Annotated in this window: 34 protein-coding genes; 2 read left to right on the top strand and 32 right to left on the bottom strand. The window is 71.6% G+C overall.

The genetic code is table 11. The annotated features are described in order from the left end of the window. Positions 1-37: 37 nt before the first annotated feature. Genes alr through glmS form a run of 3 tightly spaced genes read right to left on the bottom strand, consistent with a single transcriptional unit; the run spans position 38 to position 4,601 of the window. Positions 38-1,189 carry an alanine racemase gene (gene alr / locus ELR47_RS03320; protein ID WP_130648594.1) on the bottom strand — a complete coding sequence of 384 codons (1,152 nt, stop codon included), beginning with the start codon at positions 1,187-1,189 and terminating at the stop codon, positions 38-40. Next, positions 1,186-2,769, bottom strand: coding sequence for an NAD(P)H-hydrate dehydratase (locus tag ELR47_RS03315; RefSeq protein WP_130648593.1), 1,584 nt, complete (start codon positions 2,767-2,769; stop codon positions 1,186-1,188). The genes alr and ELR47_RS03315 overlap by 4 nt, the downstream gene beginning before the upstream one ends. Next, on the bottom strand, positions 2,766-4,601 hold the full coding sequence (gene glmS, locus ELR47_RS03310; protein ID WP_130648592.1) for a glutamine--fructose-6-phosphate transaminase (isomerizing): 1,836 nt from the start codon (positions 4,599-4,601) through the stop codon (positions 2,766-2,768). The genes ELR47_RS03315 and glmS overlap by 4 nt, the downstream gene beginning before the upstream one ends. 192 nt (positions 4,602-4,793) lie before the next feature. On the opposite strand from glmS, the gene ELR47_RS03305 reads away from it, so the two are divergent. Then, on the top strand, positions 4,794-5,879 hold the full coding sequence (locus ELR47_RS03305) for a polysaccharide pyruvyl transferase family protein (RefSeq protein ID WP_130648591.1): 1,086 nt from the start codon (positions 4,794-4,796) through the stop codon (positions 5,877-5,879). A 46-nt stretch (positions 5,880-5,925) separates the two neighbouring features. On the opposite strand, the gene ELR47_RS03300 is transcribed toward ELR47_RS03305, so the two are convergent. Beyond that, complete coding sequence (locus tag ELR47_RS03300; RefSeq protein ID WP_130648590.1) at positions 5,926-6,945, bottom strand: LLM class flavin-dependent oxidoreductase; 1,020 nt, start codon at positions 6,943-6,945, stop codon at positions 5,926-5,928. Between the two features lie 158 nt (positions 6,946-7,103). On the opposite strand from ELR47_RS03300, the gene ELR47_RS03295 reads away from it, so the two are divergent. Beyond that, positions 7,104-8,573, top strand: coding sequence for a GGDEF domain-containing protein (locus tag ELR47_RS03295; RefSeq protein WP_130648589.1), 1,470 nt, complete (start codon positions 7,104-7,106; stop codon positions 8,571-8,573). On the opposite strand, the gene ELR47_RS18120 is transcribed toward ELR47_RS03295, so the two are convergent. The 28 genes from ELR47_RS18120 to rplP form a co-directional block, all read right to left on the bottom strand. Then, entirely contained in the window at positions 8,546-8,710 is a 165-nt protein-coding gene (locus ELR47_RS18120) for a hypothetical protein (protein WP_165403810.1), read from the bottom strand. The genes ELR47_RS03295 and ELR47_RS18120 overlap by 28 nt on opposite strands. A gap of 236 nt (positions 8,711-8,946) precedes the next feature. Beyond that, positions 8,947-10,287, bottom strand: a complete 1,341-nt coding sequence (gene glmM / locus ELR47_RS03290) for a phosphoglucosamine mutase (RefSeq protein WP_130648588.1) — start codon at positions 10,285-10,287, stop codon at positions 8,947-8,949. 119 nt (positions 10,288-10,406) lie between these two features. After that, positions 10,407-10,895: a 30S ribosomal protein S9 gene (gene rpsI / locus ELR47_RS03285; protein WP_370469413.1), complete on the bottom strand. Its 489-nt coding sequence runs from the start codon at positions 10,893-10,895 to the stop codon at positions 10,407-10,409. Then, complete coding sequence (gene rplM / locus ELR47_RS03280) at positions 10,807-11,241, bottom strand: 50S ribosomal protein L13 (RefSeq protein ID WP_130651195.1); 435 nt, start codon at positions 11,239-11,241, stop codon at positions 10,807-10,809. Before rplM ends, rpsI begins: the two co-directional genes overlap by 89 nt. A gap of 299 nt (positions 11,242-11,540) precedes the next feature. Further along, positions 11,541-12,392, bottom strand: coding sequence for a tRNA pseudouridine(38-40) synthase TruA (gene truA, locus ELR47_RS03275; protein WP_130648586.1), 852 nt, complete (start codon positions 12,390-12,392; stop codon positions 11,541-11,543). Positions 12,393-12,402: 10 nt separating this feature from the next. Further along, positions 12,403-13,038 carry a 50S ribosomal protein L17 gene (gene rplQ, locus ELR47_RS19225; protein ID WP_130648585.1) on the bottom strand — a complete coding sequence of 212 codons (636 nt, stop codon included), beginning with the start codon at positions 13,036-13,038 and terminating at the stop codon, positions 12,403-12,405. Positions 13,039-13,148: 110 nt separating this feature from the next. Next, on the bottom strand, positions 13,149-14,189 hold the full coding sequence (locus tag ELR47_RS03265; protein ID WP_268234455.1) for a DNA-directed RNA polymerase subunit alpha: 1,041 nt from the start codon (positions 14,187-14,189) through the stop codon (positions 13,149-13,151). Between the two features lie 236 nt (positions 14,190-14,425). Then, complete coding sequence (rpsD, locus tag ELR47_RS03260; RefSeq protein ID WP_130648584.1) at positions 14,426-15,031, bottom strand: 30S ribosomal protein S4; 606 nt, start codon at positions 15,029-15,031, stop codon at positions 14,426-14,428. 123 nt (positions 15,032-15,154) lie between these two features. Next, on the bottom strand, positions 15,155-15,544 hold the full coding sequence (rpsK, locus tag ELR47_RS03255; protein WP_130648583.1) for a 30S ribosomal protein S11: 390 nt from the start codon (positions 15,542-15,544) through the stop codon (positions 15,155-15,157). A gap of 24 nt (positions 15,545-15,568) precedes the next feature. Further along, complete coding sequence (gene rpsM, locus ELR47_RS03250) at positions 15,569-15,949, bottom strand: 30S ribosomal protein S13 (protein WP_130648582.1); 381 nt, start codon at positions 15,947-15,949, stop codon at positions 15,569-15,571. 18 nt (positions 15,950-15,967) lie between these two features. Beyond that, positions 15,968-16,081 carry a 50S ribosomal protein L36 gene (rpmJ, locus tag ELR47_RS03245; RefSeq protein WP_130648581.1) on the bottom strand — a complete coding sequence of 38 codons (114 nt, stop codon included), beginning with the start codon at positions 16,079-16,081 and terminating at the stop codon, positions 15,968-15,970. A 253-nt stretch (positions 16,082-16,334) separates the two neighbouring features. Continuing rightward, positions 16,335-16,556: a translation initiation factor IF-1 gene (infA, locus tag ELR47_RS03240; protein WP_205745415.1), complete on the bottom strand. Its 222-nt coding sequence runs from the start codon at positions 16,554-16,556 to the stop codon at positions 16,335-16,337. A 238-nt stretch (positions 16,557-16,794) separates the two neighbouring features. Continuing rightward, positions 16,795-17,598: a type I methionyl aminopeptidase gene (gene map, locus ELR47_RS03235; protein ID WP_130648579.1), complete on the bottom strand. Its 804-nt coding sequence runs from the start codon at positions 17,596-17,598 to the stop codon at positions 16,795-16,797. Between the two features lie 55 nt (positions 17,599-17,653). Further along, positions 17,654-18,304: an adenylate kinase gene (locus tag ELR47_RS03230; RefSeq protein WP_130648578.1), complete on the bottom strand. Its 651-nt coding sequence runs from the start codon at positions 18,302-18,304 to the stop codon at positions 17,654-17,656. A gap of 76 nt (positions 18,305-18,380) precedes the next feature. Further along, on the bottom strand, positions 18,381-19,679 hold the full coding sequence (secY, locus tag ELR47_RS03225; RefSeq protein WP_130648577.1) for a preprotein translocase subunit SecY: 1,299 nt from the start codon (positions 19,677-19,679) through the stop codon (positions 18,381-18,383). Between the two features lie 232 nt (positions 19,680-19,911). Next, positions 19,912-20,352 (bottom strand): 50S ribosomal protein L15, encoded by a 441-nt coding sequence (gene rplO, locus ELR47_RS03220; protein WP_130648576.1) that lies wholly within the window; start codon positions 20,350-20,352, stop codon positions 19,912-19,914. Between the two features lies 1 nt (position 20,353). After that, entirely contained in the window at positions 20,354-20,572 is a 219-nt protein-coding gene (gene rpmD / locus ELR47_RS03215) for a 50S ribosomal protein L30 (RefSeq protein WP_130648575.1), read from the bottom strand. Then, positions 20,572-21,174 (bottom strand): 30S ribosomal protein S5, encoded by a 603-nt coding sequence (gene rpsE / locus ELR47_RS03210; RefSeq protein WP_130648574.1) that lies wholly within the window; start codon positions 21,172-21,174, stop codon positions 20,572-20,574. Before rpsE ends, rpmD begins: the two co-directional genes overlap by 1 nt. Before the next feature lie 40 nt (positions 21,175-21,214). Continuing rightward, complete coding sequence (rplR, locus tag ELR47_RS03205; protein WP_130648573.1) at positions 21,215-21,574, bottom strand: 50S ribosomal protein L18; 360 nt, start codon at positions 21,572-21,574, stop codon at positions 21,215-21,217. Between the two features lie 173 nt (positions 21,575-21,747). After that, positions 21,748-22,290 (bottom strand): 50S ribosomal protein L6, encoded by a 543-nt coding sequence (rplF, locus tag ELR47_RS03200; RefSeq protein WP_130648572.1) that lies wholly within the window; start codon positions 22,288-22,290, stop codon positions 21,748-21,750. Between the two features lie 8 nt (positions 22,291-22,298). Beyond that, positions 22,299-22,697: a 30S ribosomal protein S8 gene (rpsH, locus tag ELR47_RS03195; protein ID WP_130648571.1), complete on the bottom strand. Its 399-nt coding sequence runs from the start codon at positions 22,695-22,697 to the stop codon at positions 22,299-22,301. Positions 22,698-22,830: 133 nt separating this feature from the next. Continuing rightward, positions 22,831-23,016 (bottom strand): type Z 30S ribosomal protein S14, encoded by a 186-nt coding sequence (locus ELR47_RS03190; protein ID WP_130648570.1) that lies wholly within the window; start codon positions 23,014-23,016, stop codon positions 22,831-22,833. Positions 23,017-23,026: 10 nt separating this feature from the next. Next, on the bottom strand, positions 23,027-23,626 hold the full coding sequence (rplE, locus tag ELR47_RS03185; protein WP_130648569.1) for a 50S ribosomal protein L5: 600 nt from the start codon (positions 23,624-23,626) through the stop codon (positions 23,027-23,029). A gap of 141 nt (positions 23,627-23,767) precedes the next feature. Then, positions 23,768-24,097, bottom strand: a complete 330-nt coding sequence (gene rplX, locus ELR47_RS03180) for a 50S ribosomal protein L24 (protein WP_130648568.1) — start codon at positions 24,095-24,097, stop codon at positions 23,768-23,770. 2 nt (positions 24,098-24,099) lie between these two features. Beyond that, a complete protein-coding gene (gene rplN, locus ELR47_RS03175; protein WP_130648567.1) occupies positions 24,100-24,468 on the bottom strand; it encodes a 50S ribosomal protein L14 in 369 nt (122 codons plus the stop codon). Between the two features lie 90 nt (positions 24,469-24,558). Further along, positions 24,559-24,828 carry a 30S ribosomal protein S17 gene (rpsQ, locus tag ELR47_RS03170; RefSeq protein WP_130648566.1) on the bottom strand — a complete coding sequence of 90 codons (270 nt, stop codon included), beginning with the start codon at positions 24,826-24,828 and terminating at the stop codon, positions 24,559-24,561. Between the two features lie 5 nt (positions 24,829-24,833). Further along, complete coding sequence (gene rpmC, locus ELR47_RS03165) at positions 24,834-25,049, bottom strand: 50S ribosomal protein L29 (protein ID WP_130648565.1); 216 nt, start codon at positions 25,047-25,049, stop codon at positions 24,834-24,836. Beyond that, a complete protein-coding gene (gene rplP, locus ELR47_RS03160; protein ID WP_130648564.1) occupies positions 25,046-25,468 on the bottom strand; it encodes a 50S ribosomal protein L16 in 423 nt (140 codons plus the stop codon). Before rplP ends, rpmC begins: the two co-directional genes overlap by 4 nt. Between the last annotated feature and the right edge of the window lie 31 nt (positions 25,469-25,499).

The following is a 25,499-nucleotide window of genomic DNA, read 5'->3' as shown; positions in this document are numbered from 1 at the left end:
CTGCTCCCCGCTCGGATCGGTCAGTCGGTCGCGTCGGTCAGGTCGGCGGGTGGTCAGGTCGGCCGGTCGGCGGCGGGTCGACGACCCGGGGCACCCGAGCGGTCAGCTGGGTCACGATCTCGTAGGTGATGGTCGACGCGTGTGCCGCCCACTCCTCGACCCGGACCTGCTCGTCGCCCTGGGTGCCGATCAGGACGGCCTCGTCTCCGGCGGCCACCTCGTCGTCGCCGCACCAGACCAACAGCTGGTCCATGCAGACCGTGCCCGCGACGGGACGTCGACGACCATCGATGAGCACCACCCCGACGTTGGTCAGCGCCCGGGGGACGCCGTCGGCATAGCCCAGCGGCAGCGTCGCGAGCCACCCGTCGGCCGGCGCGACCCACCGGTGCCCGTACGACACCGCCGTGCCGGCCGGGATCCGCTTGGCGAACGACACCTCGGTGACCAGGCGCAACGCGGGACGCAACCCGAACGCGGCGGCGTCGACGTCGGGTGCGGGCGAGAGCCCGTACAGCGCGATGCCCGGCCGCACGAGGTCGCGACGTGCGGCCGGGTGCAGCAGGGTCGCGGCGCTGTTGGCCGTGTGCACCCGCACCCCGGCGGGCAGACCGGCACTCGCGCCCCGGCGCAGGAAGCGCTCGAGCACGGCGAGCTGGTCCCGGGTCGTGTCGGCCGCGGGTTCGTCGGCCCGGGCCAGGTGGGTGTAGACGGCCTCGACCCGGAGCCCCGTGGCGGCAACGGCCTGTCGCAGACGGGCGTCCCAGTCCGCCTCGGGTACGCCGACGCGCCCCATGCCGGTGTCGACCTTGAGGTGGACGCCGACCGGGGTGCCCCGCTGCCGGCCGAGCCGGTCGAGCACGTCGAGCGTCGCCTCGCGGTAGACGGTCGGGGTCAGCGCCGCGTCCACCATCGTCGGCAGCGCGTCGACCGGCGGCTCGGCCAGCACGAGCACGGGCGCGTCGATCCCCGCCGCCCGCAGGGCGAGGCCTTCCTCGACCAGCGCGACGGCGAGGGTGCTCGCTCCGCCCGCCAGCGCGGCCCGGGCCACCGCGGCCGCGCCGTGTCCGTACCCGTCCGCCTTCACCACCGCGCACACCTCGGTGCCGGCGAGGGCGGCCAGTCGGGCCGCGTTGTGCCGGACGGCGTCGGTGGACACCTCGATCCGGGTCGGGCGGTGGGCCCTCACGCGAGCTCGCCCAGTACCCCGGGGACGGCGTCGAGCAGGTCCACCGCGGTGGCTCGCGCAGCGCGCCCCTCACCGGCGCGGACCCCGGCCGCGGCGTGCCACCACACCGCCCGGGCGACCGCCTCGGGGACGGCGTCCGGTGCGGCAGCGGCGATCGCGGCCCCGATCATCCCGGCCAGCACGTCACCGGTGCCGCCGCTGCCCAGTGCCGGCCCGCCGTTGGGAGTGACCCACACCGCACCGTCGGGGGCGGCGACGATCGTGCCGGGGCCCTTGGCCACCAACGTGGCGTCGTAGCGCCGGGCGAGGTCGGGCACCCGCTCGACGCGGTGTGCCCAGGCGTCACCGCCGTCCGCTCCACCACCGATGCGGGCCAGTTCCCGCTCGTGGGGCGTGAGCACCAACGCGCCCGCGTGCTCGGCCAGCGCGGCAGGGTCGTCGCGGTGGACGTTGAGGCCGTCGGCGTCGAGCACCAGCCGCCGGGCGCCCCGCCGCAGGTGTGCCACCACGGCGGCCGCACCCGGACCGTGTCCGAGGCCCGGACCGGCCACCACGGCGTCGAAACCGCCGAGGTCGGGCAGCGCCTCGACGGCCTCGGGTGCGAGTCGTCCGTCGGCGTCGACGGGCAGCCCGTGCACCATCGCCGAGGGGTGGTGGACCGCGACCTCGGTGCGGACCGGTGCGGGCACGGCGACCGTCACGAGCCCGGCACCGGCAGCCAGCGCGCCGGCACTGCTCAGGGCGGCCGCGCCAGCGGTGCCGAGGGCACCGGCGACGACCAGCACCACGCCGCGCTCGCGCTTGTCCGCTGCGGCTCCCAGGCGCGGCGGGGCCGCGCCCCGCGCGCTCAGTGCCGTCCAGGTCCCGGTCGGGGGCACGTACCCGGGGCCCAGATCGCCGATCACGACCCGGCCGGCGTGGGCGGCCCCCGGGTGGAGCAGCAGACCGCGCTTGAGGCCGCCGAACGTGACGGTCAGGTCGGCGACGACGGCACCGTCGGGCGCGGCACCGTCGTCGGCGCCGACACCGGAGGGCACGTCGCACGCGACCACGGGGACGCCGGCGTCCCGGGCCCGCCGCAGGGCGGCCGTCGCGTCACCGACGGCGCCGCGGGGCGCACCGGACGCCCCGGTGCCCAGCAGCGCGTCGACGGCGACGTCGGCGCGGGCCAGCGCCGGGGCGAGATCGGCGAGCTCCCACGAGACCCGTCCACCCGCGGCGAGCCAGCGGTCACGAGCCGAAGCGGAGGCGTCCGACAGCGGCTCGTCGGCCGGGTGGGTGGACACGACCCGTGCCTGCGCACCACGCTCGGCCAGCCGGCGGGCGGCGACCCAGCCGTCTCCGCCGTTGTCGCCCTTGCCGACCAGGATCACGACCCGCAGCCCGTACCCGCGCCCGGCGAGCCGGGTCACGCCGCGGGCGAGATGCCCACCGGCACGCTCCATCAGCCCGGACCACGTGTCACCGGCGGCGACGGCGGCCTGGTCACCGGCCCGTGCCGCGGCCGCGTCGAGCAGCGGCACGACGTCCGCCGTCGACTCGACGACGGCCGCGACCCCGCTCAGCGGCGGCAGGCTCACTCGACCGTGACCGTCTTGGCGAGGTTCCGCGGCTGGTCGACGTCCTCACCCCGCAACGTGGCGATGTGGTAGGCGAACAACTGCAACGGCACCACCGACAGGATCGGTCCCGCCAGCTCGTGCGGCGCCTCGGGCAGGGTGAGCACGTGGTCGGCGTTGGCCTTCAGGTCGGCGGTCGATCCCTCGGTCCCGATGGCGAGCACGCTGGCACCGCGGGCGCGGACCTCCTGGATGTTGGAGACCATCTTGCCGAACACGTGTCCCGCCGCGGCCAGCGCGACGACCAGCGAGCCGTCCTCGATCAGCGCGATCGGGCCGTGCTTCATCTCGCCGGCGGCGAACGCCTCGGCGTGCAGGTAGCTGATCTCCTTGAGCTTGAGCGCGCCCTCGTAGGCGATCGGCAGGCCGACGTGGCGGCCGATGAACATCGTGTACGGGACGGCCTGGTACTGCTCGGCGAGCTGCCGGATCTCCCCGTCGAGCTCCAGCACCTGCTCGAGCGCGGAGGGGATCTGCTGCAGACGGCCGAGGATGTCCTCGATCTCCGAGCCGTACATCCGCCCGCGCTGTTGGGCGAGGTAGAGCGCCAGCAGCAGCCCACCGACGATCTGGGTCGTGAAGGCCTTGGTCGAGGCGACCGCGACCTCGAGCCCGGCATGGGTGTAGAGCACGCCGTCCGCCTCGCGCGCCAGCGTCGATCCGACGATGTTGCACAGCGCGATCACCGGGGCACGCTGGTCCCTGGCGTGCAGGGCGGCGGCGATGGTGTCGGTGGTCTCGCCCGACTGCGAGATCGCGATCACGAGCGTGTGCGGGTCCAGGATCGGGTCGCGGTAGCGGAACTCGCTGGCCTCCTCCACCTCGCACGGGATGCCGGCCCAGTGCTCGATGGCGTACTTGGCAACCATGCCGGCGTACCGCGAGGTGCCGCAGGCGAGCACGAACACCTTGTCGACACGACCGAACTCGCGCTCGTCGGTCTGCAGCTCGTCGAGATGGAGCCGCCCCTCGTCGAAGCGCCCCAGCAACGTGTCGGCCACCGCCCTGGGCTGCTCGTGGATCTCCTTGAGCATGAAGGTGTCGTAGCCCTGCTTCTCGGCGGCCGAGAGGTCCCAGTCGACCGTGTAGCGGTGGGGCTCGGCCGGGTTGCCCGCGAGATCGCGCACCTCGACCCCGTCGGGGGTGATCCGGGCGAGCTGACCGTCGAGCAGCGCCGCGACGTCCTTGGTGTGCTCGATCAGCGCGGCGACGTCGGAGGCGCAGTAGCCGACCCCGTCGGCGGCGGCGACGATCAGGGGCGCCTCGAACTTGGCCACCACGATCGTGTCCGGGTCGTCGAGCGCGACGAAGCACAGCGAGTACGCGCCCTCGAGGCGGGCGACGGTGCGCCGGACCGCCTCGAACAGGTCCGGGGTGTCCATCGCGTCGAGTTCGCGCTCGACGAGGTGGGCGGCGACCTCGCTGTCGGTGTCGGACGCGAACGTCGCCCCGTCGAGCTCGGCCCTCAGGGCCTGATAGTTCTCGAGGATGCCGTTGTGCACCACGGCGACCCGGCCGGTCGGGCCGAGGTGCGGGTGGGCGTTGGCGTCGTTGGGGGCGCCGTGGGTCGCCCACCGCGTGTGGCCGATGCCGACCCGACCGCTCGTGGGCTCGTCGGCGAGCGCGCTCTTGAGGTTGTCGAGCTTGCCGGCCCGCTTGGTCACCAGCAGCTCGTCACCGTCGCGCACCACCACGCCGGCCGAGTCGTAGCCGCGGTACTCCAGCCGGGTCAGCCCGGCGAGGATGCCGTCGACCGCGTCGTCGCGTCCGGTGATGCCGATGATGCCGCACATGGTCGAGCTCCTGTCCTGACGGTCCCCCGGGACCGACGCACGAGCCGACGCCGAGGTTGCGTCGCCGGAGCGTAGCGTCGCCCGCGAGGCCGGCGGCCGGTCGGCGACGGCCGGTCGAGCTGCGATCCGTGAGCCGGTCCGGCGCCGGGTGGGATTAGCCTGCCCGCACCGGCGACCCGGTGAGGCGATGCGATGAAGGTGCTGGTGGCCGGCTGGATCGGCTCGACCAACCTCGGCGACGAACTGGTGTTCGCGGGCCTGCGCGCCCTGTTGCGCCCCTCGGGGGTGCAGCTCTCGGCGATCTCGGTCGATCCCGGGGCGACCCGACGCGACCACGGCGTCGGTGCCGTCGGCCACCTCGACGCGCCGACGCTCGTGCGCGCGATCGACGAGGCCGATGCGGTCGTGTTCGGCGGCGGGGGTCTGCTGCAGGACGACTCGAGTGCTCTGAACCTCCCGTACCACCTGTCGCGCCTCGCACTCGCGCGGGTGCGAGGCACGCCGTACGCGGTGGTCGGGCTCGGCGTCGGCGGCCTGTCCACGTCGTCGGGCCGGCGACTCGCACGGCTCGCGATGCGCCCGGCGGTCGGACTCGCGGTGCGTGACGAGGACAGCCGGCGACTGCTCGAGACGATCGGTGTGCCGTCGGCGACCGTCGCCGCCGACCTCGCGTTCGCCCTGCCGACGCCCGCGGTCGCGGTCTCGCCCGGCGACCACCTGGCGGTCTGCCTGCGACCGTGGAGCGCGGACCGTGCCCGACGACCGGCCGCCGCGCAGCGTGGCACCATCGCCGAGGAGCACCTCGACGCGCTCGCCCGTGCGCTGGACGAGGCGGCGAGCGCGACCGGCCTCGGCATCGAGTTCGTCGCGCTCCAGGCGGACCGCGACGACGCGGTCCACGCCCGGGTCGCCGAACGGATGCGGACCCCGTCGACGCGCGTGACGCCGTCGTCGGGTGAGCTCGTGCCGACGATCGCGGGCGCACGGGCCGTCGTGGCCATGCGCTACCACGGTGGGGTCGCCGCCACGCTCGCCGGGGTGCCATCGGTGCTGATCGGGTATGCACCGAAGGTCGATGCGCTGGCCCACGAGCTCGGGGCGGGCGGCAAGGTGCTGGCCTGGGACCCGCGCGACCTCGCCGACGTGCCCGCGGCCCTCGAGGCCGTCCTGCCCCACCAGCGGGCGGTCACCCGGACCCGCGCGGACCTGCAGGCCCGGCAGGCCGGGAACCGGGTCGTCCTCGATCGGCTGCTGGAGGCCGCCGCCCGCCCGCGCTGACGCGCCCGGTGGTGACCTGGTCCGTCTCCGCCGGTGTCCGGCGTGCTCAGCCGGTACCGAAGGTCTCGAGGATCGCCCACAGGTTCTCGGCCAGGCGCTGCGGGGACACGCCGTACCAGGCGCCACCGAGGATCACGTGGTCGACGTGCGCCTCGATCGCCGACAGCCGGTCGCGGACCTCCTCGGGGGTGCCGGCGACCGCGTAGCGCTCCACCGCCTCGTCGGGCACCGCCGCGACCATCGCGTCGAGGTCGCGGTCGGTGTCGCGCCAGACCGCACGCAGCCGGTCGGTCAGCTCCTCGTCACCGTAGGAGGCGAACACCGCCTGGTAGTTGGGAGTCGTGCCGTAGAAGGCGATCTGCTGCTTCGCCTCCCGCACCGCGACCTCGCGGTCGTCCGCGATGCACAGGATCACCCCCTGGCAGATCGTGAACGCGTCCCGGTCACGACCGGCGGCGGCCAGGGCCTCGTCGACCCGGGGCAGCACGTCCCCGGTCAGGTACCGGTCGGAGGTGAACGGGTGCCCGAGCAACCCGTCGGCGTACGACGCGGCGGCCCGGGTCATCAGGGGACCGACCGCGGCCACGTAGACCCGCGGCAGCGCGCGCTCCGACGCGCGGCCCCGACCGCCGAGCCCGGGCCGCAGCACGCGGTAGATCTCCCCCTCGAAGGTGACGTCCTCCCCCCGCTCCATCCGCCAGGCGGTCTGCATCGCCTGCACGTACTCGGCCATGCGCTTGGCCGGACGGTCGAAGTCGGCCGAGAAGCGCTCCTCGATGATGCGCTTGACCTGACTGCCGAGACCGACCACGAAGCGGTCGCCGGTCACCTCGTTGAGGTCCCAGGCCTCCATCGCGGTGATCACCGGCGAGCGGGGGAACGCCAACGTGATGTTGGTGCCGATGTCGATCCGCGACGTCGCCTGCGCCAGCACGGCGGCCTGGATGGTGGCGTTCTGGGTCGTCTCCGACACCCAGGCCGCGTCGAAGCCCTTCGCCTCGACCTGCTTCGCGAGCTCGCGCAGGAACGCGTACGGCCCACCGAGCGCCACACCTCTGCTCGCCATGTTCCTCTCCCGTTCCGTCGGCGCGTCACCGTAGTGCCCGGTCCCGACGGCCGCGCCATCGACGCGTGCACGGCGTCGGCCCGCCCAGCGCCCGCGGCCTATCGGTCGGATCGCGTCGGCCGATGTGCTCTTCGCCACCCGAGCGTTCAGGAACCGCCATGGCCAGGCGCACGTCGCTGGGGCTCGTGCTCGCCGGCGTCCTGTGGGCGACGGCCCAGGTGGTGCTGCCCGCGTCCGTGGCCGGCGTGGTCTACCTCGCCGGCGGTGTCATGGCGCTGGTCGCGCTGGGCTCGGCACTGCGGTGGCGACCGCTGGTACGCCGCGGCGCGTGGGTGACCCTGACGCTGGCGATCGCGACTTCGGTCGTCGCCGACGTCGTCTGGGAGACCTACGCCCGCCTCGGGCTGGACCCGTTCCCGTCGCTGGCCGACGTGTTCTACCTCGCCGCCTACCCGCTGTACGGGCTGGCGCTGTGGTTGCTCGGGCGGCGCGGCCGGGTGGCGGACCGGGGCGTGCTCACCGACGCGTTGATCCTCGGCCTCGCCGGCATGGTGCTCGGCTGGACCTACGTGCTCGCGCCGCTGGCGACGGGCAGCGACGTGCGCCTGCTCGAGCGCCTGGTGACTCTGTCCTACCCGGTCGGTGACCTGGTGCTGCTGCCGTTGATCGCCCGGCTGGTGTTCGCCCACGGCGCGCGCATCCGGGCCCACCTGCTGGTCCTGCTCGCGCTGCTGGTGCTGCTCGTCGCCGACGTGCTGTTCACGGTCGACGTGCTCGCCGACGCCTACGCCGGCGGACTGCTCGACGGACTGTGGGTGCTGTCCTATCTGCTGATCGCGGCCGCTGCCTGGCACCCCTCTGCGGCCGAAGAGCCCCCACCGCTGGCGCCCATCGACGTCGTGTCCCGGCGCCGGCTGGGCGCGCTGGCCGCGGCCAGCGTCCTGGCGCCGGTCCTGTTGCTGGTGCACGACCCGCCACGCACCTCGGTGGGGTGGGTGGCCGGTGTGGCCTCGATCCTGCTGTTCCTGCTGGTCGTCCGCCGCATGTCGATCCTGGTCAGCCAGGTCGACGAGCAGGCACGCGAGCTCGACCGCCTCTCCCGGACCGACGCACTGACCGGTGCCGCCAACCGACGAGCGCTCGACGAGGAGCTCGAGCACGCGCTGGCCCGCTACGAGCGTGACCGACGGCCGCTCGCCTTCGCCCTGCTCGACCTCGACCGGTTCAAGGACTTCAACGACACCTACGGCCATCCGAGCGGCGACGCGCTGCTGCAGGACGCGGTGCAACGGTGGACCGCCGAGCTGCGCGAGGTCGACCTGCTCGCCCGCTACGGCGGGGAGGAGTTCGCCGTGCTGCTCCCCGGCTGCGACGCCGAGGCGGCCCAGATCGCCGTCGCACGCCTGCGTGCGGTGGTCCCCGGTGACCAGACGTGTTCCGCCGGCATCGCGCTGGCACGCCCGGGTGTCGCGCTCAGCCGGCTCGTGCGCCAGGCCGACGACGCCCTCTACGAGGCGAAGCGCCGCGGACGCGACCGCGCCGTGCTCGCCGGGTCCGGACCAGGCGACCGCCCGGCGACCGCGCCGACGGCCGATCCGGCTCAGGGCAGCGGGCCCACCACGCGGTAGTCGATCTCGAGCTCGAGGCGGCCGTCGTCGATCTCCACCTCGAAGTCCCAGCGCTCGCCGTCGCGGGCGAAGTCCACCTCGACCTCGTCGCGGTCGTCGACGTCGACGTCGACGTAGGCCCGCCAACCGTCCGCCACCGTGTGGTCCATCGGCACGAGCCCGCCGTCGCGGACGTCGAAGTCACGGTGCCGGCGTCGCCCACGGGCCAGGTGCCCGGGACGGCCCGCGTGGTGTCCACCAACGCACCGTCGTCGGCGGTGCCGTCACCCGTGGTGTCGTCTGCGCCGTCATTCGGGCCGTCATTCGCGCCGTCGCCGGGTGCACCCGCCGCCGGCGGCCCGCTCGGACCCGATGGCTCGGACGGCCCGGCGTTCTAGACGGTCAGGTGGTCCCGCACCGCGTCGGCGATGCGGTCGACGGCGAGCTGGGCGTCGTCGGCGGTCTCCGCCTCGGCCATGACGCGCACCAGCGCCTCGGTGCCCGAGGGCCGCAACAGCACCCGACCGCCGTCGCCGAGGCGCTCCTCCTCGCGCCGGACGACGTCCCAGACGGCGTCGGTCGTGTCCAACCGGGACTTGTCGACGCCGCGGACGTTGACCAGCACCTGCGGCAGGCGCGCCATGACGTCGGTCAACTCCCGCAACGAGGCGCCGGTCGAGCGCACCACCGACAGCAACCGCACGGCCGAGAGGATCCCGTCCCCAGTGGTGGCGTGGTCGAGGTCGATGAGGTGTCCCGACTGCTCGCCCCCGAGGTTGAGGCCGCGCTCGCGCATGGCCTCCAGGACGTAGCGGTCGCCGACCTTGGTCTCCAGGACGTCGATGTGCAGGCCCGCCATGGCACGCTTGAAGCCGAGATTGGTCATCACGGTGGTCACGACGGTGTCCTGTGCGAGCGCCCCACGGTGCTTGGCGTCGCGGGCGAGGACGGCCAGGATCACGTCGCCGTCGACCTCGACGCCCTCGTGGGTGGCGGCGATCAGGCGGTCGGCGTCCCCGTCGTGGCTGATCCCGGCGTCGGCGCGGTGTTCGAGCACCGCCGCCGAGACGACCTCCGGATGGGTCGAACCACAACCCGCGTTGATGTTCGCGCCGTCGGGTCGGCAGTGGACGGTGACCACGTCCGCGCCGAGTTGGCGGTAGACCTGCGGTCCGACGTTGGAGGCCGCGCCGTTGGCACCGTCGACCACGATCCGCAGGCCCGTGAGGTCGACGTCGGCGATGGTGGCGAGGTACTCGACATACCGGGCGACGGCCGCGTGGTCGCGCAGCCGGCGGCCGATGTCGGTCGACAGCGGCCGCTCCCCGGCGTCCTCGGCGATCAGCTGCTCGAGGCGCTCCTCCTCGGCGTCGGTCAGCTTGTAGCCCTCCGGGCCGAAGAACTTGATGCCGTTGTCGCCGACCGGGTTGTGCGACGCGCTGATCATCGCGCCGGCGGCGGCCGCCGAGTGGGCCGTGAGGTGGGCGACGGCCGGCGTGGGCAGCACGCCCACCGACACCGCGTCGCCACCGGCCGAGGTGATCCCGGCGATCAGCGCCGACTCGAGCATCTCACCCGACCAGCGTGGATCACGGCCGATCAGGATCGAGGGCCGGCGGGTTCCGTCCTCGCGCAACACGGTGACCAGCGCGCGGCCCAGCGCCAGCGCCAGCTCGGGCGTGAGGTCGGCGTTTGCCTTGCCACGCACGCCGTCGGTGCCGAAGATCGATCCCACGGGCCGGACTTTCTGCTGGGAAGGGTGGGCGTCGGCAGCCTAGGGCGCGTGCAGACGTCGACGAACGACGAACGCCGCCCCCGGACGGGGACGGCGTACGTCGCGGGCGTGTACTCGTCTCAGCGCTTGGAGAACTGCGGCGCGCGACGGGCCTTCTTGAGGCCGTACTTCTTGCGCTCGACCTTGCGGGCGTCACGCGTGAGCAACCCGGCCTGCTTGAGCGGCGTGCGCCACTCGGGGCTGTCCTCCGCGAGGGCACGGGCGATGGCGAGGCGCACCGCACCGGCCTGCCCGGTGGTGCCGCCGCCGTGGATGCGGGCCTTGACGTCCCACTGGCCGGCCTGCTCGACCACCGCGAAGGGCTCGAGTACCGCGGCGCGGAGCTTCTCCGTGGTGAAGTAGTTCTCGAGGGGCCGGCCGTTGAGCTCGAACTGACCCGAACCGCGGGTGACGCGGGCGCGGGCGACGGCCGACTTGCGACGTCCGGTGAAGATCTTGGTGTCCGCCATCAGTCGGTCCTCAGACGTGGTCGGGCAGCGGCATGGGCTGCTGGGCGGCGTGCGGGTGGTCGGCACCGGCGTAGACCTTGAGCTTCTTGCCCATGGCATTGCCGAGCTTGTTCTTGGGCAGCATGCCCTTGACGGCCTTCTCGACGATGTCGGTCGGCTTCTTCTCCAACATGGTGGCGAAGGGCACCGACCGCAGGCCGCCCGGGAAACCGGAGTGGGCGTGGTAGAGCTTCTGTTCGGACTTGGCGCCCGACAGCACGACCTTGTCCGCGTTGATCACGATGACGTGGTCGCCCATGTCCATGTGGGGGGCGAAGGTCGGCTTGTGCTTGCCGCGCAGGACCTTGGCGACGCGGGTGGCGAGCCGCCCGAGGGTCTGGCCCTCGGCGTCGACCACGTACCAGTCGCGCGTGATGTCCTTGGCGCTGGGCGAGTAGGTGCGCATGTCGTCCTCGGTGGCCACGGTTGCTCGTCGCGAGGCGAGAAGCGGTGGGTCGTCGCGTGGCGGTTGCTCGGTCGGTGCGGTGCGTGCTGCGGGCGACGACACCCGACCACGTCGTGGTGGCTTCGGTGTCTCGCGAGGTGGCGTCCGGCGGCCCCGGTCTGCCGGCGGACCCGTCTGGCGGGTGGCCGCGGCGACGAGCTCGGCCCGAACCGCGGGGCCGGTCTCCGGCGCGCCGTGCACGAACGCGCGGTCCACAGGGGACCGCGGACACGAAGCGTACCCCCCACCCCCGGCGGCGGTCAACCGGCCGCCGGCGAGGCGGTCCGGATGCCACCGCGGACGCCGGCCGGCGGGGCTCCGGGCCATCGGCGCCCGTAGCCGACCCGCTCGAGCACGAGCCCCTGTGGTGGTGCGACACGTCCGGCACGCTGCCGGTCGCCGGAGGCGAGGACCTGCGCGATCCAGTCCGGCTCCCGGCGGCCCGCCCCCACCTCGACCAGACTGCCCACCAGCGAGCGCACCTGGTTGTGACAGAAGGCGTTCCCGACGAAGCGCAGGTGCAGGATCCCGGTGTCGTCCCGCCGGATCGTGCACGTGTCCAGCCGGCGCACGCTCGAGCGACCGGGCGCCTTCTTGCAGAACGCGGCGAAGTCGTGTTCGCCGACCAGGTGCGTGGAAGCCCGACGCATCGCCGACAGCGACAACCGCTGGCGGACGTGCCAGCAGTCGTGGCGCGCGAGCGGAGCGAGCGCAGGGGTGTCGGCGACCCGGTAGCGGTAGCCCCGCCAGGTCGCCGAGAAGCGGGCCGAGAAGTCGTCGGCGACCCGACGCGCCGCCCAGATCGTGATCGGCGGACCGACGAGCCGGTCGAGCCGGTCGCGGAAGACCTCGAGGTCGTCCAGGGCCCGCGCGGCGCGATCCACCTCGGGATCGAGGTCGAAGTGCACGACCTGCGCCAGGGCGTGGACCCCACGGTCCGTGCGTCCGGCGCAGGTCGCGTCGATCGGCTGCCCGAGGATCCGTTCGGCCGCGCGCTCGAGCGTGCCCTGGACGGTGACCTGATCCGGCTGGCGGGCGAAACCGACGAACGGCGCGCCGTCGTAGGCGAGGTCCAGCCGGAGCCGGACGGTCGCTGGCGCGCCGCTCGTCATGCGTGCGGTCCTACTTGTCGTCCTCGTCGTCGACGAGCGCCTCGGCGTCGGCCTCGGCGACCGTCTCCGCGGGCGAGTCGACCGAGGCGGGCGAGTCGACCGACTCCGGGCTGTCGGGCGACGCCGGCGAGTCGTCCGCGATCTCGTCGTCGGCGTCGGTGTCGGCGTCGAGGAGCGCCGTGCCGGCGGCCGCACCCTCGGTGTCCGCGGACTGGCGACGACGGCGGCCGAACAGACCGCGCGAACGGCTGACCTTGGCCTCCTCGATCGCCTCCTCACCGGAACCGGTGGGCAGCTCGACGAGCTCGACCAGCGCCATGGGGGCGTTGTCGCCCTTGCGCGGACCGAGCTTGAGCAGGCGCGTGTAGCCGCCGTTGCGCTCGGTGAAGCGCGGCGCGACCTCCTCGAAGAGGTAGGCGACCACGTCGCGGTCGTTGAGCTTGGCGAGCACCTGACGGCGGGCGTGCAGGTCACCCTGCTTCGCCTTGGTGATCAGTCGCTCGGCGTAGGGCCGCAGCGCACGGGCCTTGGCCTCGGTCGTCTTGACACGACCGTGGCGGAACAGGTCCTTGGCCAGGTTCGCCAGGATGTGGCGCTGGTGTGCCGGGCTGCCGCCGAGCCGGCGGCCACGCTTGGGGGTCGGCATGATGTGCTCTCTTTCGAAGGTTCCGTGGGGACGCGGGTGCGCGCCTCCCACCACGCCTGGTGGTGTGGTGGGGGCGGTGCGGCGACGCCGCGACTCCCCCACGAGGCCGGTCACTCGCGCAGTGCGACGCCCAGCTCGGTCAGCTTGTCCTTGACCTCGTCCACGGACTTGGAGCCGAAGTTGCGGATCTCGAGCAGGTCCTGCTCGGTGCGCTCCATCAGCTCGCCGACCGTGGCGACGCCCTCACGCTTGAGGCAGTTGTAGGACCGGACCGACAGGTCGAGGTCCTCGATGGCCATCTGCTTGATCGGGTCGGACCCGATCGAGGCCAGTGCCTCCTCCGGCGAGACCACGATGCCGCCGGGGCCGGAGGTCTCGAAGCCGGCGAACTGCTCGAACAGGCCCTTGAGGGTCTCACCCGCCGACGACAGTGCCTGTGCCGGGGTGAGCGAGCCGTCGGTCTCGACGTCGAGGACCAGGCGGTCGTAGTTGGTCATCTGCTCGACACGGGTCGACTCGACGCGGTAGGCGACCCGACGGATCGGGCTGAACACCGAGTCGATCGCGATGACGCCGATCGGGTCGTTGTTGCGCTTGTTGGCGTCCGCGGTGCGGTAGCCGCGGCCGCGCTCCACGGTCAGGTACATCTCGAGGTGGCCGTTGGCGTTGAGGGTCGCGATGTGCAGGTCCTCGTTGACGACCTCGACCTGCGACGGTGCGAAGATGTTCTCCGCGGTCAGCACACCCGGTCCGTCACCACCGAGGAAGATCTCGACCGGCTCGTCGGAGTCCGACCGGACCACGAGGTCCTTGATGTTGAGGATGATGTCGGTCACGTCCTCCTTGACGCCCTCGATGGCCGAGAACTCGTGGAGGACCGAACCGCCCTCGGGCCCGGCGGCCTGGGCGGAGGTGAACCGGATGCGGGTCACCGCGGCGCCGGGCACGGAGCTCAGCAGGGTGCGGCGCAGCGAGTTGCCGATGGTGTAGCCGAAGCCCGGCTCGAGCGGTTCGATGGTGAACCGCGAGCGGGTGCCCTCCTCGACGACCTGCTCGTCGAGGCGCGGGCGGTAGGCGACGAACGGCGAGCCCGAGGTGGTCTCCCCCAGGCTGATGACGCCGTCCTCGTCGTAGAAACCGAAGTCCGACACGGATGCTCCTCTGTTCCGGTGCCCCGGCGACGGGGCGACCGCAGGGTTTCGGTGGGGCGTTCCCCCCACCACGCGCCGCCCTCGATCCCGGGGCCATCGGCGGGGCGTTCGTACGACCGCGGTCCGGTGTTCCCGGGCCGGTCCGCGGGTCGCCGCACGGGGCGTGGCGGCGACGAGACACGCGAGGCGTCGGCGTGGCCGTCGCCCCGACGGGGGCGGCCACGCCGACGGCGCGACTACTTCGAGTAGAGCTCGACGATGGCCTGCTCGTTGACCGGCGCGTCGATCTGGGCACGCACCGGGGCGTCGACCACGTGGATCTTGAACTGGTTCGGGTCGGACTGCAGCCAGCCCGGGACCTCACGCGAACCGAAGACCTCGAGCGAACCGATGACCGCCTGGGACTCACGGGCCCGGCTGCGGATCTCGATGACGTCGCCCGGCTTGACCCGGTAGGACGGGATGTTGGTCGCCCGGTTGTTGACCATCACGTGCTTGTGGCTGGCCAGCTGACGCGACTCGGCCCGGGTGCGACCGAAGCCGCCGCGGAAGAGCACGTTGTCGAGGCGCAGCTCGAGCAGCACGAGCAGGTTCTCACCGGTGAGGCCGTCCTTGCGGGTGGCCTCCTCGTAGTAACGGCGGAACTGCTTCTCGAGCACGCCGTAGTAGTACCGCGCCTTCTGCTTCTCGCGGAGCTGGAGGAGGTACTCCGACTCCTTGATGCGGCCGCGGCCGTGTTCACCCGGCGGGTACGGGCGCTTCTCGAAATACTTGTCGTTGCCCTTGAGGTCGACGCCGAGACGGCGCGACTTCTTCGTCATGGGGCCGGTGTAACGAGCCATGTGATCGCGATCCTTGGTCCTCGGTCACCCCGCGGAGTCGCGAGGTGCCACGGGAGCGCGCGGACCGGTCGCCGACGTGGGTCGGTCGACCGGCGCGCTCCTCGCCGCGAGACGCCGGTGGCGTCAGGTGCGGCGGCGCTTCGGGGGGCGGCAGCCGTTGTGCGGCACCGGGGTGATGTCCTTGATGGACAGCACCTCGATACCGGCGGCAGCCAGGGTGCGGATCGCGGTCTCACGACCGGCGCCCGGACCCTTGCAGAGCACGTCGACCTTGCGCACGCCATTGTCGATGGCGGCCTTGGTCGCGGCCTCGGCAGCGACCTGCGCGGCGAACGGCGTGGACTTGCGCGAGCCCTTGAAGCCCGCGTTGCCACCCGTCGACCACGACAGGACGTTGCCCTGCTGGTCGGTGAAGGTGATGATGGTGTTGTTGAAGGTCGCCTTGATGTGGCACTTGGCGTGCATCACATTCTTGCGCTCGCGCCGGCGACCGCGCTGCTTCTTCTGTGCCATGGGTCAGCTACCTCGGTCGCTTCGTCACTTGCGCGTCGGCTTGCGGATGCCGCCGACGGTGCGCTTGGGGCCCTTGCGGCTCCGCGCGTTGGTGTGGGTGCGCTGACCGCGGACCGGCAGGCCGAGACGGTGCCGGATGCCCTGGTACGAGCCGATCTCGATCTTGCGCTTGATGTTGTTGGCGACCTCGCGCCGCAGGTCACCCTCGACCCGGTAGGCGTTCTCGATGTGGGCGCGCAGACGGCCCACCTCGTCGTCGTTCAGGTCACGGACGCGCGTGTCCGGGTTGATGTCGGTCGCGGCGAGGGTCTCCTCCGCACGCGAACGGCCAACGCCGTAGATGTAGGTCAGGGCGATCACCACGCGCTTCTCGCGCGGGACGTCGACTCCAGCAATACGTGCCATCGTTGATCAGCCTCCCCGTCAGCCCTGGCGCTGCTTGTGGCGCGGGTTCTCGCAGATCACACGCACACTGCCGCGTCGGCGGATGATCTTGCACTTGTCACACTGCTTCTTGACGGAAGGATGCACCTTCACGTTCGTCTCCTTCGGCTGGTCCGACGACCCGTCTGGTCGTCGGCGGCGCGGGGCCTGCCTGCCTCGCACCGGGGCCGCCTCCCATCCCGGACGGATGGAGGGCTCGTCGTTCCTGTGGCGCCGCACCGGTGGCGGGCGGCGAGGTGACGGCCGGCCGATCTGTGGCGTCGTCCGCGAACGGGCGACGCGTTGTGGCGAGCGGCGGGGTCGGGAACCGTGTCGTGGCAGCGACACGCGGCCTCGCCGGTCGGTCTCACTTGTAGCGGTAGGTGATCCGCCCGCGGGAGAGGTCGTAGGGGGACAGCTCCACGACGACCTTGTCGCCCGGCAGGATGCGGATGTAGTGCATCCGCATCTTCCCACTGATGTGGGCCAGGACGCTGTGGCCGTTCTCCAGCTCCACGCGGAACTGGGTGTTCGGGAGGGCCTCCGTGACGGTGCCCTCCACCTGGATGGAGTCTTCCTTCTCTGCCACGCCGTCTCCGGGTCGGTTCATGATCGTGCCCGGGCCGCCCTGCGGCGTTCCGGTCGGTCCGCGCCCCACGGGACGAGCGCGTCGGCTCGCGGTGGTGGGCGCAAGGTCCGGGCGGAGGGCGGTTCGACGTGCCGAGGTGCCGTTCCGCCGGACGAAGACACACCCTGCGCAGGCAGGGCGTGAGGGGAGGGTACCGAGTCCGACGGGCGCGGGGCAACTGCCACTCCGTCGCCGGGCCTCACCAGCTCGGAATCGTCGCCTCGAGCAGGTGCGACGGCTCGTCGCTGCGCGCGGTCAGCACGACCGGTCCGTCCGCGGTGATCGCGATCGTGTGCTCCCAGTGGGCCGAGACCGCGCCGTCGGCCGTGACCACGGTCCAGCCGTCGTCGAGGGTCTCGGTCTCCTCGGTGCCGAGGTTGAACATCGGCTCGACGGCGATGACCCAACCGCGGGTGAGCTTCAGTCCACGACCGGGGCGGCCGTAGTTGGGCACCGAGGGGTCCTCGTGCAGCGAGCGGCCGATGCCGTGCCCGACGTACTCACGCACGACGCCGTAGCCACGCGTGTCGGCGACCGCCTCGATCGCGGCACCGACGTCGCCGAGCCGGTTGCCGTCGCGCACCTCGGCCAGGCCGCGCCACAGCGCGTTGCGGGTCTCGCGCACCAACGTCGCCACGGCCGGGTCGACCGTGTCCTCGCCACCGACGATCAACGTGGTGGCCGAGTCGCCGTGGAAGCCGTCGACGATCGCACCGGCGTCGATCGAGATCACGTCGCCCTCGTCGAGCACCACGTCCTTCGACGGGATGCCGTGCACGATCTGCTGGTTCTTCGAGGTGCACAGCGTGGCCGGGAACCCGCGGTAGCCCTTGAACGACGGCACCGCGCCCGCGCCCACCACGACCTTCTCCGCGATCCGGTCGAGGTCGAGCGTCGACATGCCGGGCCGCAACGCCGCCACCAGCTCCTCGTGGACCTTCGCCACGACGGCACCGGCACGTGCCATCTTCGCGATGTCGTCTGCGGTCTTCTTCAGGATCACGGTTGTCCCCGCCCGCCAGCCCGAGCGTCCCGCTCGCTGGCGCTCGCTCGTGCGGCTAGGCGACGTCGCGGAGGATCGCGTCGATGCGTTCGCCGACCTCGTCGACGCTACCGACCGCCTCGACGTCACGCAGCAGGCCGCGGCCCCAGTAGAACTCCTCGAGGGGCTCGGTGGAGCGCCGGTACACCTCGAGGCGGTTGAGGACCACGTCCTCGGCGTCGTCGTCGCGCTGGACGAGTTCCCCTCCGCACTTGTCACACACGCCCTCGACCTCCGGCGGGTCGTAGACCATGTGCTTGACCGCGCCGCAGGCACGGCACGTGCGCCGGCCCGTCAGCCGCTGCACGACCTCCCGCGTGTCGACGATCATCCGCAGCACGGCGTCGAGCGGCTGCCCACGTTCGATGAGCAACTGCTCGAGGGCCTCGGCCTGGGGCACGGTGCGCGGGAAGCCGTCGAAGAGGAACCCCTCGGTGGCATCGGGCTCGGCGAGCCGGATCCCGACCATGCCCAGGATCACGTCGTCGGGCACGAGTTCGCCGGCGTCCATGTAGGTCCGAGCCTGCTTGCCGAGCTCGGTGCCCTCGCGCACGTTCGCGCGCAGGATGTCGCCGGTGGAGATGTGCGGGATGGCGTAGGTCGCCGCGATGCGGCCGGCCTGCGTGCCTTTCCCGGCTCCGGGCGGTCCCAGCAGGATCACGCGCACGTGCTCGTCCTCTCGTGGATTACGGCGTGGCCGCGGAGTCTCCCATCCGCGGCCACGTGCGTCCAAGCTGCGCGGCTCAGCGCAGGAAGCCCTCGTAGTTGCGCTGCATCAGCTGGCTCTCGACCTGCTGCATCGTCTGCAGGGCGACGCCCACCATGATCAGCAGGCTGACGCCACCGAGCGGGAAGGCCGTGACGTTGCCGACGGCGAGCAGGATGAACGGCAGCACCGCCACCGCAGCCAGGTACAACGACCCCGGCAGGGTGATGCGCGTCAGCACGCGGTCGAGGTACTCCGCCGTCTGGCGACCCGGCCGGATGCCCGGGATGAAGCCGCCGTAGCGCTTCATGTTGTCGGCGACCTCGACCGGGTTGAACGCGATCGCGGTGTAGAAGTAGGCGAAGAAGATCGTCAGCGCCGCGAACAGGACGATGTAGAACCAGTTGCTGGCGTCGGCCAGGTAGGTCTCGGTCCACACCCGCATGCGTTCGGACCCGGCGACGTTGGCGATCAGCCCCGGCAGGTACATCAGCGACGAGGCGAAGATGACCGGGATGACGCCCGACTGGTTGACCTTCAGGGGGATGTAGGTCGACTGCCCGCCGTAGCTGCGGCGGCCGACCTGACGGCGGGCGTACTGCACGGGGATGCGCCGCTGGCCCATCTCCATGAACACGACGGCCACGGTCAGGAACACGCCCATGAGCAGCACGCCGGCCACCCATTCCCAGCCCTGGAACGGCGACTCGAGCTGCTTCTCGGAGCGCAGCGCGTACAGCTGCGAGGGGAACTGGCTGATGATCGAGACGTAGATCAGCAGGGACATCCCGTTGCCGATCCCGCGCTGGGTGATCAGCTCACCGAGCCACATGATCAGTCCGGTGCCGGCGGTCAACGTCAGCACCATCAGGATGATCGTGCCGGTGCCGGCGTTGGGCACGACGTTCACCCCGAACGCCACGCCGTTGCGCGCCAGGGTCACCAGCGTGGTCGACTGCAGCAGCGCGAGACCGATGGTGATGTAGCGCGTGTACTGCGTGATCTTGCGCCGTCCCTGCTCACCCTCGCGCTGGAGCGCCTCGAGCTTGGGGATCACCACCGCGAGCAACTGCATGATGATGCTCGCGGTGATGTAGGGCATGATGCCCAACGCGAAGACCGCCATCTGCTGCAGGGCGCCGCCGGCGAACAGGTTGATGATGCCGACGATGCCGCCCGCACCCGCGCCGGCCACGGCGTCGCGCAACAGGTCGATCTCGACCCCCGGGACCGGGATCCAGCCGCCGAGGCGGTAGAGGGCGATGATCCCCAGGGTGAACAGCAGCTTGCGCCGCAGGTCGGGGATCTTGAAGGCGTTGACGAACGCTCGGAGCATGGGGTCCTCGGGCTGCACAGGGAACTACACGGCCCGGGAGTCGCCGCTCACGAAGCGTCACTCCCCCGGGCGCCACACGACGATTCGCGGTCGCGGTCGCGAGCCTACCGGTTCGATCGGACACCGTCCTTCGCGCCGAACCGCCGGTGGCCGCGAGGCGCGCGGCCCGGTCCTGCCGGGTCGTGCACCCGCAGCCACCGGCGGTCGGTCGAACGGTGGAACCGGGACGGCGTCAGTCGCGGACGGTGCCGCCGGCCGCGGTGATCTTCTCCCGGGCGGTGCCGGTCAGCGCGTCCACGTCGACGGTGAGCGCCTTGGAGAGCTCACCGTGACCGAGCACCTTGACCGGGCGCTTCTTCTTGACCAGCCCCTTGGCGGTCAACGTCGCGACGGTGACCTCGTCACCGGCCTCGAACGCCTCCTCGAGCCGGGCCACGTTGATGACCGCGTACTCGATCTTGTTCGGGTTGTTGAACCCGGGGCGCTTGGGCTGCCGACGGATCAGCGGCATCTGGCCGCCCTCGAACCCGGCGGGCACGTTGCCGCGCGCGCCGGTGCCCTTGGTCCCGCGACCAGCGGTCTTGCCGCCCTTGCCGCGGTCACCACGGGCGACGCGCTTCTTGTCGGTCTTGGCGCCCTCGGCGGGCTTGAGGTGGTGCAGCTTGATGGTCATGTCAGGCCTCGTCCTGCGTGCTCGACGGCGCCGCGTCGAGAACTTCCCACTCGACGAGGTGCGGCACCTTGCGGAGCATCCCGCGGATCTCGGGGCGGTCCGGCTGCTCGACGGTGTGACGGATGCGCTTGAGGCCCAGGGAACGCACGGTGGCGCGCTGGTCCTGGGTGCGGCCGATGACCGACCGCGTCTGCGTGATGCGGAGCGTCTTGTCGGCCATCACTTCCCGCCCTGTCGCATGGTCTCGAGCATCTTCTTCGGGGCGACGTCCTCGACCGCCTTGTCACGCAGGGTGGCGATCTCATGGGCCGAGCGCTGGCTCTGGAGGCCGGCGACGGTCGCGTGCACGACGTTGATCGGGTTCGCGGTGCCCAGCGACTTGGCGAGCAGGTCGGCGATCCCGGCGGCCTCGATGACCGCACGGACCGGACCACCGGCGATGACCCCGGTACCCGGGGCGGCCGGCTTCAGCATGACCTGGCCCGCACCGGCGCGCCCGACGACCGGGTGCACGATGGTGCTGCCCACCATGGGGACCTTGAAGAAGTTCTTCTTGGCCTCCTCGACGCCCTTCTGGATCGCCGACTGGACTTCCTTGGCCTTGCCGTGACCGACGCCGACCATGCCCTTGCCGTCGCCGACGACGACGAGGGCGGTGAACTGGAAGCGACGACCACCCTTGACGACCTTGGCGACGCGGTTGATCGCGACGACGCGCTCGTCGTACTGCTCGCGCTCCTGCTCGCGACCCCGACCGCGACGGTCGTCCCGGCCGCGTCCGCCGCGACCCGGGCCCCCGCCTCCACGGTTGTTGGCTGCCATTGGTTGACTCCTTTGTACCCCGGGAACCGGGGAGACCTGTCTAGAACTCGAGCCCCGCCTCGCGCGCGCCCTCGGCGAGGGCCGCGACACGACCGGCGTAGCGGTTGCCACCGCGGTCGAACACGCAGGTGGTGATGCCCGCGTCCTTGGCCCGCTGGCCGACGAGCGTGCCGACCTGCTTGGCGACGCCGACCTTGCCGTCCTCACCCTTGGCGACGTCGGTCTCCAGCGAGGAGGCCGCGGCCACCGTGCGTCCGGCGACGTCGTCGATCAGCTGGGCGTAGATGTTGGTGTTGCTGCGGTAGACGGACAGCCGTGGCTTGCCGGCGGTGCCGCGTACCTGCTTGCGGATGCGCTGCTGCCGCCGCTGGCGGGCGAGGCGCTTCTTGCTCGCGTCCATGAAGGTCTGCTCCTCCTCGTGCAGCCACCGGTTGCTGCTCCGGTGGCCACGAGCCCGGCACCGGTCGGTGTCGCGGGCGGCGGCACCGCCGTCCGTTCCGGCGGCACCGCTGGTGGTGTGGTGTCGTGGTCGTTGCGTCGGCGTACCGGGCGCCGGTCCCGAGTGGGACCGGCTCAGCGGCCGGCGGCCTTTCCGGCCTTGCGGCGGATGCGCTCACCCTCGTACTTGATGCCCTTGCCCTTGTAGGGCTCCGGCGGGCGCACCTTGCGGATGTTCGCGGCGATCTGGCCGACGAGCACCTTGTCGATGCCGCTGACCTCGATACGGGTCGGGGCCGGCACGTTGAGGGTGATGCCCTCGGGGGCCTCGATCGTGACCGGGTGGCTGTAGCCGACCTGGAGCTCGATGTCCGAGCCCTTGGCGGCGGCGCGGTAGCCGACGCCGACCAGCTCGAGCGCCTTGCGGTAGCCCTCGGTCACGCCGACGATCATGTTGGCGATCAGGGTACGCACCAGGCCGTGACGCGACCGCTCGGTCCGGGTCTCGCCGTTGCGGGTGACCACGATCGCGCCGTCGTCGTCACGCGAGAGCGTGACGCCCTCGGGCATCGTGCGGGTCAGTTCGCCCTTGGGTCCGGTGACCGTGACCGTCAACCCGTCGAGGGTGACGTCCACGCCGTCCGGGACCGGGACGGGGAGCTTGCCAATGCGGGACATGGGTTCTCCTACCAGACGTAGGCGACGACCTCGCCGCCGCGGCCTTCGGCGCGGGCGGTGCGGTCGGTCATCAGGCCGGCGTTGGTGGACACGATCGCGACGCCGAGGCCGCCCAGAACGCGGGGCACCTCGTCCTTCTTGACGTACACGCGCAGGCCCGGCTTGGAGATGCGGCGCAGCCCGGTGATGACCCGCTCGCGGTTCTGCCCGTACTTCATCTTGACCGTCAGGTTCGGCTGCGGCGTCGCGTCGTCCACGGACCAACCGGTGATGTAGCCCTCCTGCTCGAGGATCCGGGCGATGTTCACCTTGATCTTCGACGAGGGCATGGTGGTCGTGTCGTGGTAGGCGATCGACGCGTTCCGGACACGCGTCAGCATGTCCGCCACGGGGTCGGTCATCGTCATGGGGAGTTCCTCCTGGGGTTACGGGCCCGACGCGGACCCGCACTTCCCGTCGTGGTACGCGCTCGCCGGCTGGCGGCGTGCGGTGGGATGTGGTCGGGCGCTGCTCGGTGGGGCGACTGCCTCCACCGGGCTGCTACCAGGACGCCTTCTTGATGCCCGGCAGCTCGCCGGCGTGCGCCATCTCGCGGAAGCAGACGCGGCACAGACGGAAGCGCTTGAACACCGCGCGCGGACGACCGCAACGGTCGCAACGCGTGTAGTTCTGCACGCCGTACTTCATGCCCCGTCGCTGCTGGGCGATCTTGGACTTCTTCGCCATCGTGTTTCCCTCAGGCCTGGTTGTCGCGGACGAACGGGAAGCCGTAGGCGTCGAGGAACGCCCGGCCGTGCTCGTCGTTGTCGGCGGTGGTGACGATGGTGATGTCCATGCCACGCACGGCGTCGATCTGGTCGTAGTCGATCTCCGGGAACACCAGTTGCTCGGTGAGCCCGAAGGTGTAGTTGCCGTTGCCGTCGAAGGAGGTCGCCTTCAGGCCGCGGAAGTCACGGATGCGGGGCAACGCCACGGACAACAGCCGGTCGAAGAACTCCCACATGCGCTCACCACGCAGGGTGACCTTGGCGCCGATCGGCATGCCCTCGCGGAGCTTGAAGGCGGCGATCGACTTGCGCGCACGGTTCACGCGCGGCTTCTGCCCGGTGATCGTCTGCAGGTCGCGCAGGGCGCCCTCGAGGGCCCGGGAGTCGTTGACCGCCTCGCCGAGACCGACGTTGACGACGATCTTCTCGAGCTTGGGGATCCGCATCGCGTTGACGCCGAGCTGCTCGAGCAGCTGCGGGCGGATCTCGTCGACGTAGCGCTGCTTGAGGCGCGGGGGAACCCGGGTGGCCGCGGTGGCCTCGCCGGTGGTGGTCTCGGTGTCGCTCATCGAAACGTCTTCCTCGTGGATCGCGGCCGACTCGGCCGCACCGCCGGGTCACGTGCTGGCGGTGTGGCGCCGATCCCGCTGCCATGGAAGGCCGGGCCGGCTCGCGGTGGGGTGTCGAAGCTGGTCAGGGCGTCGAGCGGCTCAGAAGGTGGCGTCGCACTTCTTGCAGACGCGGACCTTGCTGCGGCGCTCGTCCTGGTCCTCGTAGCGGTAGCCGACGCGGGTCGGCTGGTCGCACGAGGGACAGATGGGCTGGACGTTGGAGGCGTGGATCGCAGCTTCGGTCTCGATGATGCCGCCCTCCTGGGCGCCACCACGCTGGTTCTGGATCCGCTGGTGCTTCTTGACGTAGTTGCGACCCTCGACCAGCACGCGGTCGCGGTCGGTGTACACCTTGATGACGCGGCCCGACTTGCCCGCGTCCTTGCCGGCGATCACCTGAACCTGGTCGTCCTTGCGAATGCGGCGCATGGTTAGAGGACCTCCGGCGCGAGCGAGATGATCCGCATGAACTTGTTGTCCCGCAGCTCACGAGCGACGGGACCGAAGATACGGGTCCCGCGCGGGCTGCCGTCCGGGCGGATGATCACGCACGCATTGTCGTCGAACTTGACGTAGGAACCGTCCGGCCGCCGGCGCTCCTTGCTGGTGCGCACGACAACGCAGCGGACGACCTCGCCCTTCTTGACGTTGGACTGGGGGATCGCGTTCTTCACGGTGCCGACGAAGACGTCACCGACCGACGCGTACCGCCGTCCGGACCCGCCGAGCACCCGGATGCACAGCACTTCGCGTGCCCCCGAGTTGTCCGCGACCTTCAGCCGCGATTCCTGCTGGATCATCGTAGATCGTCTCTCTGCTAGTGCGGGTCGTCACCGCGCGGCGCGGACGTGGCGTCGAGACGCCGGCCGTCCGCGCCACCGGGACGAGATTTACTTGGCGCGCTCGACGATTTCGGCCAGCCGCCAGCGCTTGAGCTTCGACAGCGGCCGCGTCTCGATGATGCGGACCGTGTCGCCGACGCCGGCGTCGTTCGACTCGTCGTGGACGTGGTACTTCTTCGACGACTTCATCGTCTTGCCGTACAGCGGGTGGGTGGTCCGCCGGTCGACGCGCACGACGATCGTCTTGTCCTGCACGTCGGACACGACGACGCCCTGGCGCTCCTTGCGGGTGGTGCTGCGCTCGGTGGTCTCTGCCATGGGTATCAGGCCTCCGTGGTCCGTGCGGCGGCGATTTCGCGCTCCCGCATCACGGTCAGGATGCGCGCGATCTCGCGCTTGACGGTGTTGATCCGACGGGGGTCGTCGAGCTGGCCGGTCACGACCTGGAAGCGGAGGTTGAACAGCTCCTCTTTGCCCTCGGCCAGTGCCTGCCGGAGCTCGTCGTCGGGCAGCTCGCGCAGCTCGGTCGCGGTGCTCATTCGCCGGCCTCCTCGCGCTTGATGAACTTGGTCTTGACGGGGAGCTTGTGCGAGGCCTTTCGCATGGCCTCGCGAGCCAGGTCCTCCGGGACGCCGGACAGCTCGAACATGATCCGCCCGGGCTTGACCGCCGCGACCCAGTGGTCGGGCGAACCCTTGCCCGAGCCCATGCGGGTCTCGAGCGGCTTGCGGGTGATCGACCGGTCCGGGAAGATCGTGATCCGCACCTTGCCGCCACGCTTGATCGCGCGGGTGATGGAGATACGTGCGGACTCGATCTGGCGAGCGGTGATCCAGCCCGGCGTGGTCGCCATCAGGCCGTAGTCACCCACGTAGACCTGGGTGTGGCCCTTGGACAGCCCCTTGAGCGGGCGCGGCCGGTGCTGCTTGCGGTGCTTGACGCGCTTCGGAGCGAGCATCAGCGCTCCCCTTCCTGACCGGCCTCGGAGT

Origin of the sequence: Egicoccus halophilus, from assembly GCF_004300825.1 — a bacterium.
GTDB lineage: Bacteria > Actinomycetota > Nitriliruptoria > Nitriliruptorales > Nitriliruptoraceae > Egicoccus > Egicoccus halophilus.
This window is presented reverse-complemented; position numbering and strand designations above follow the sequence as displayed.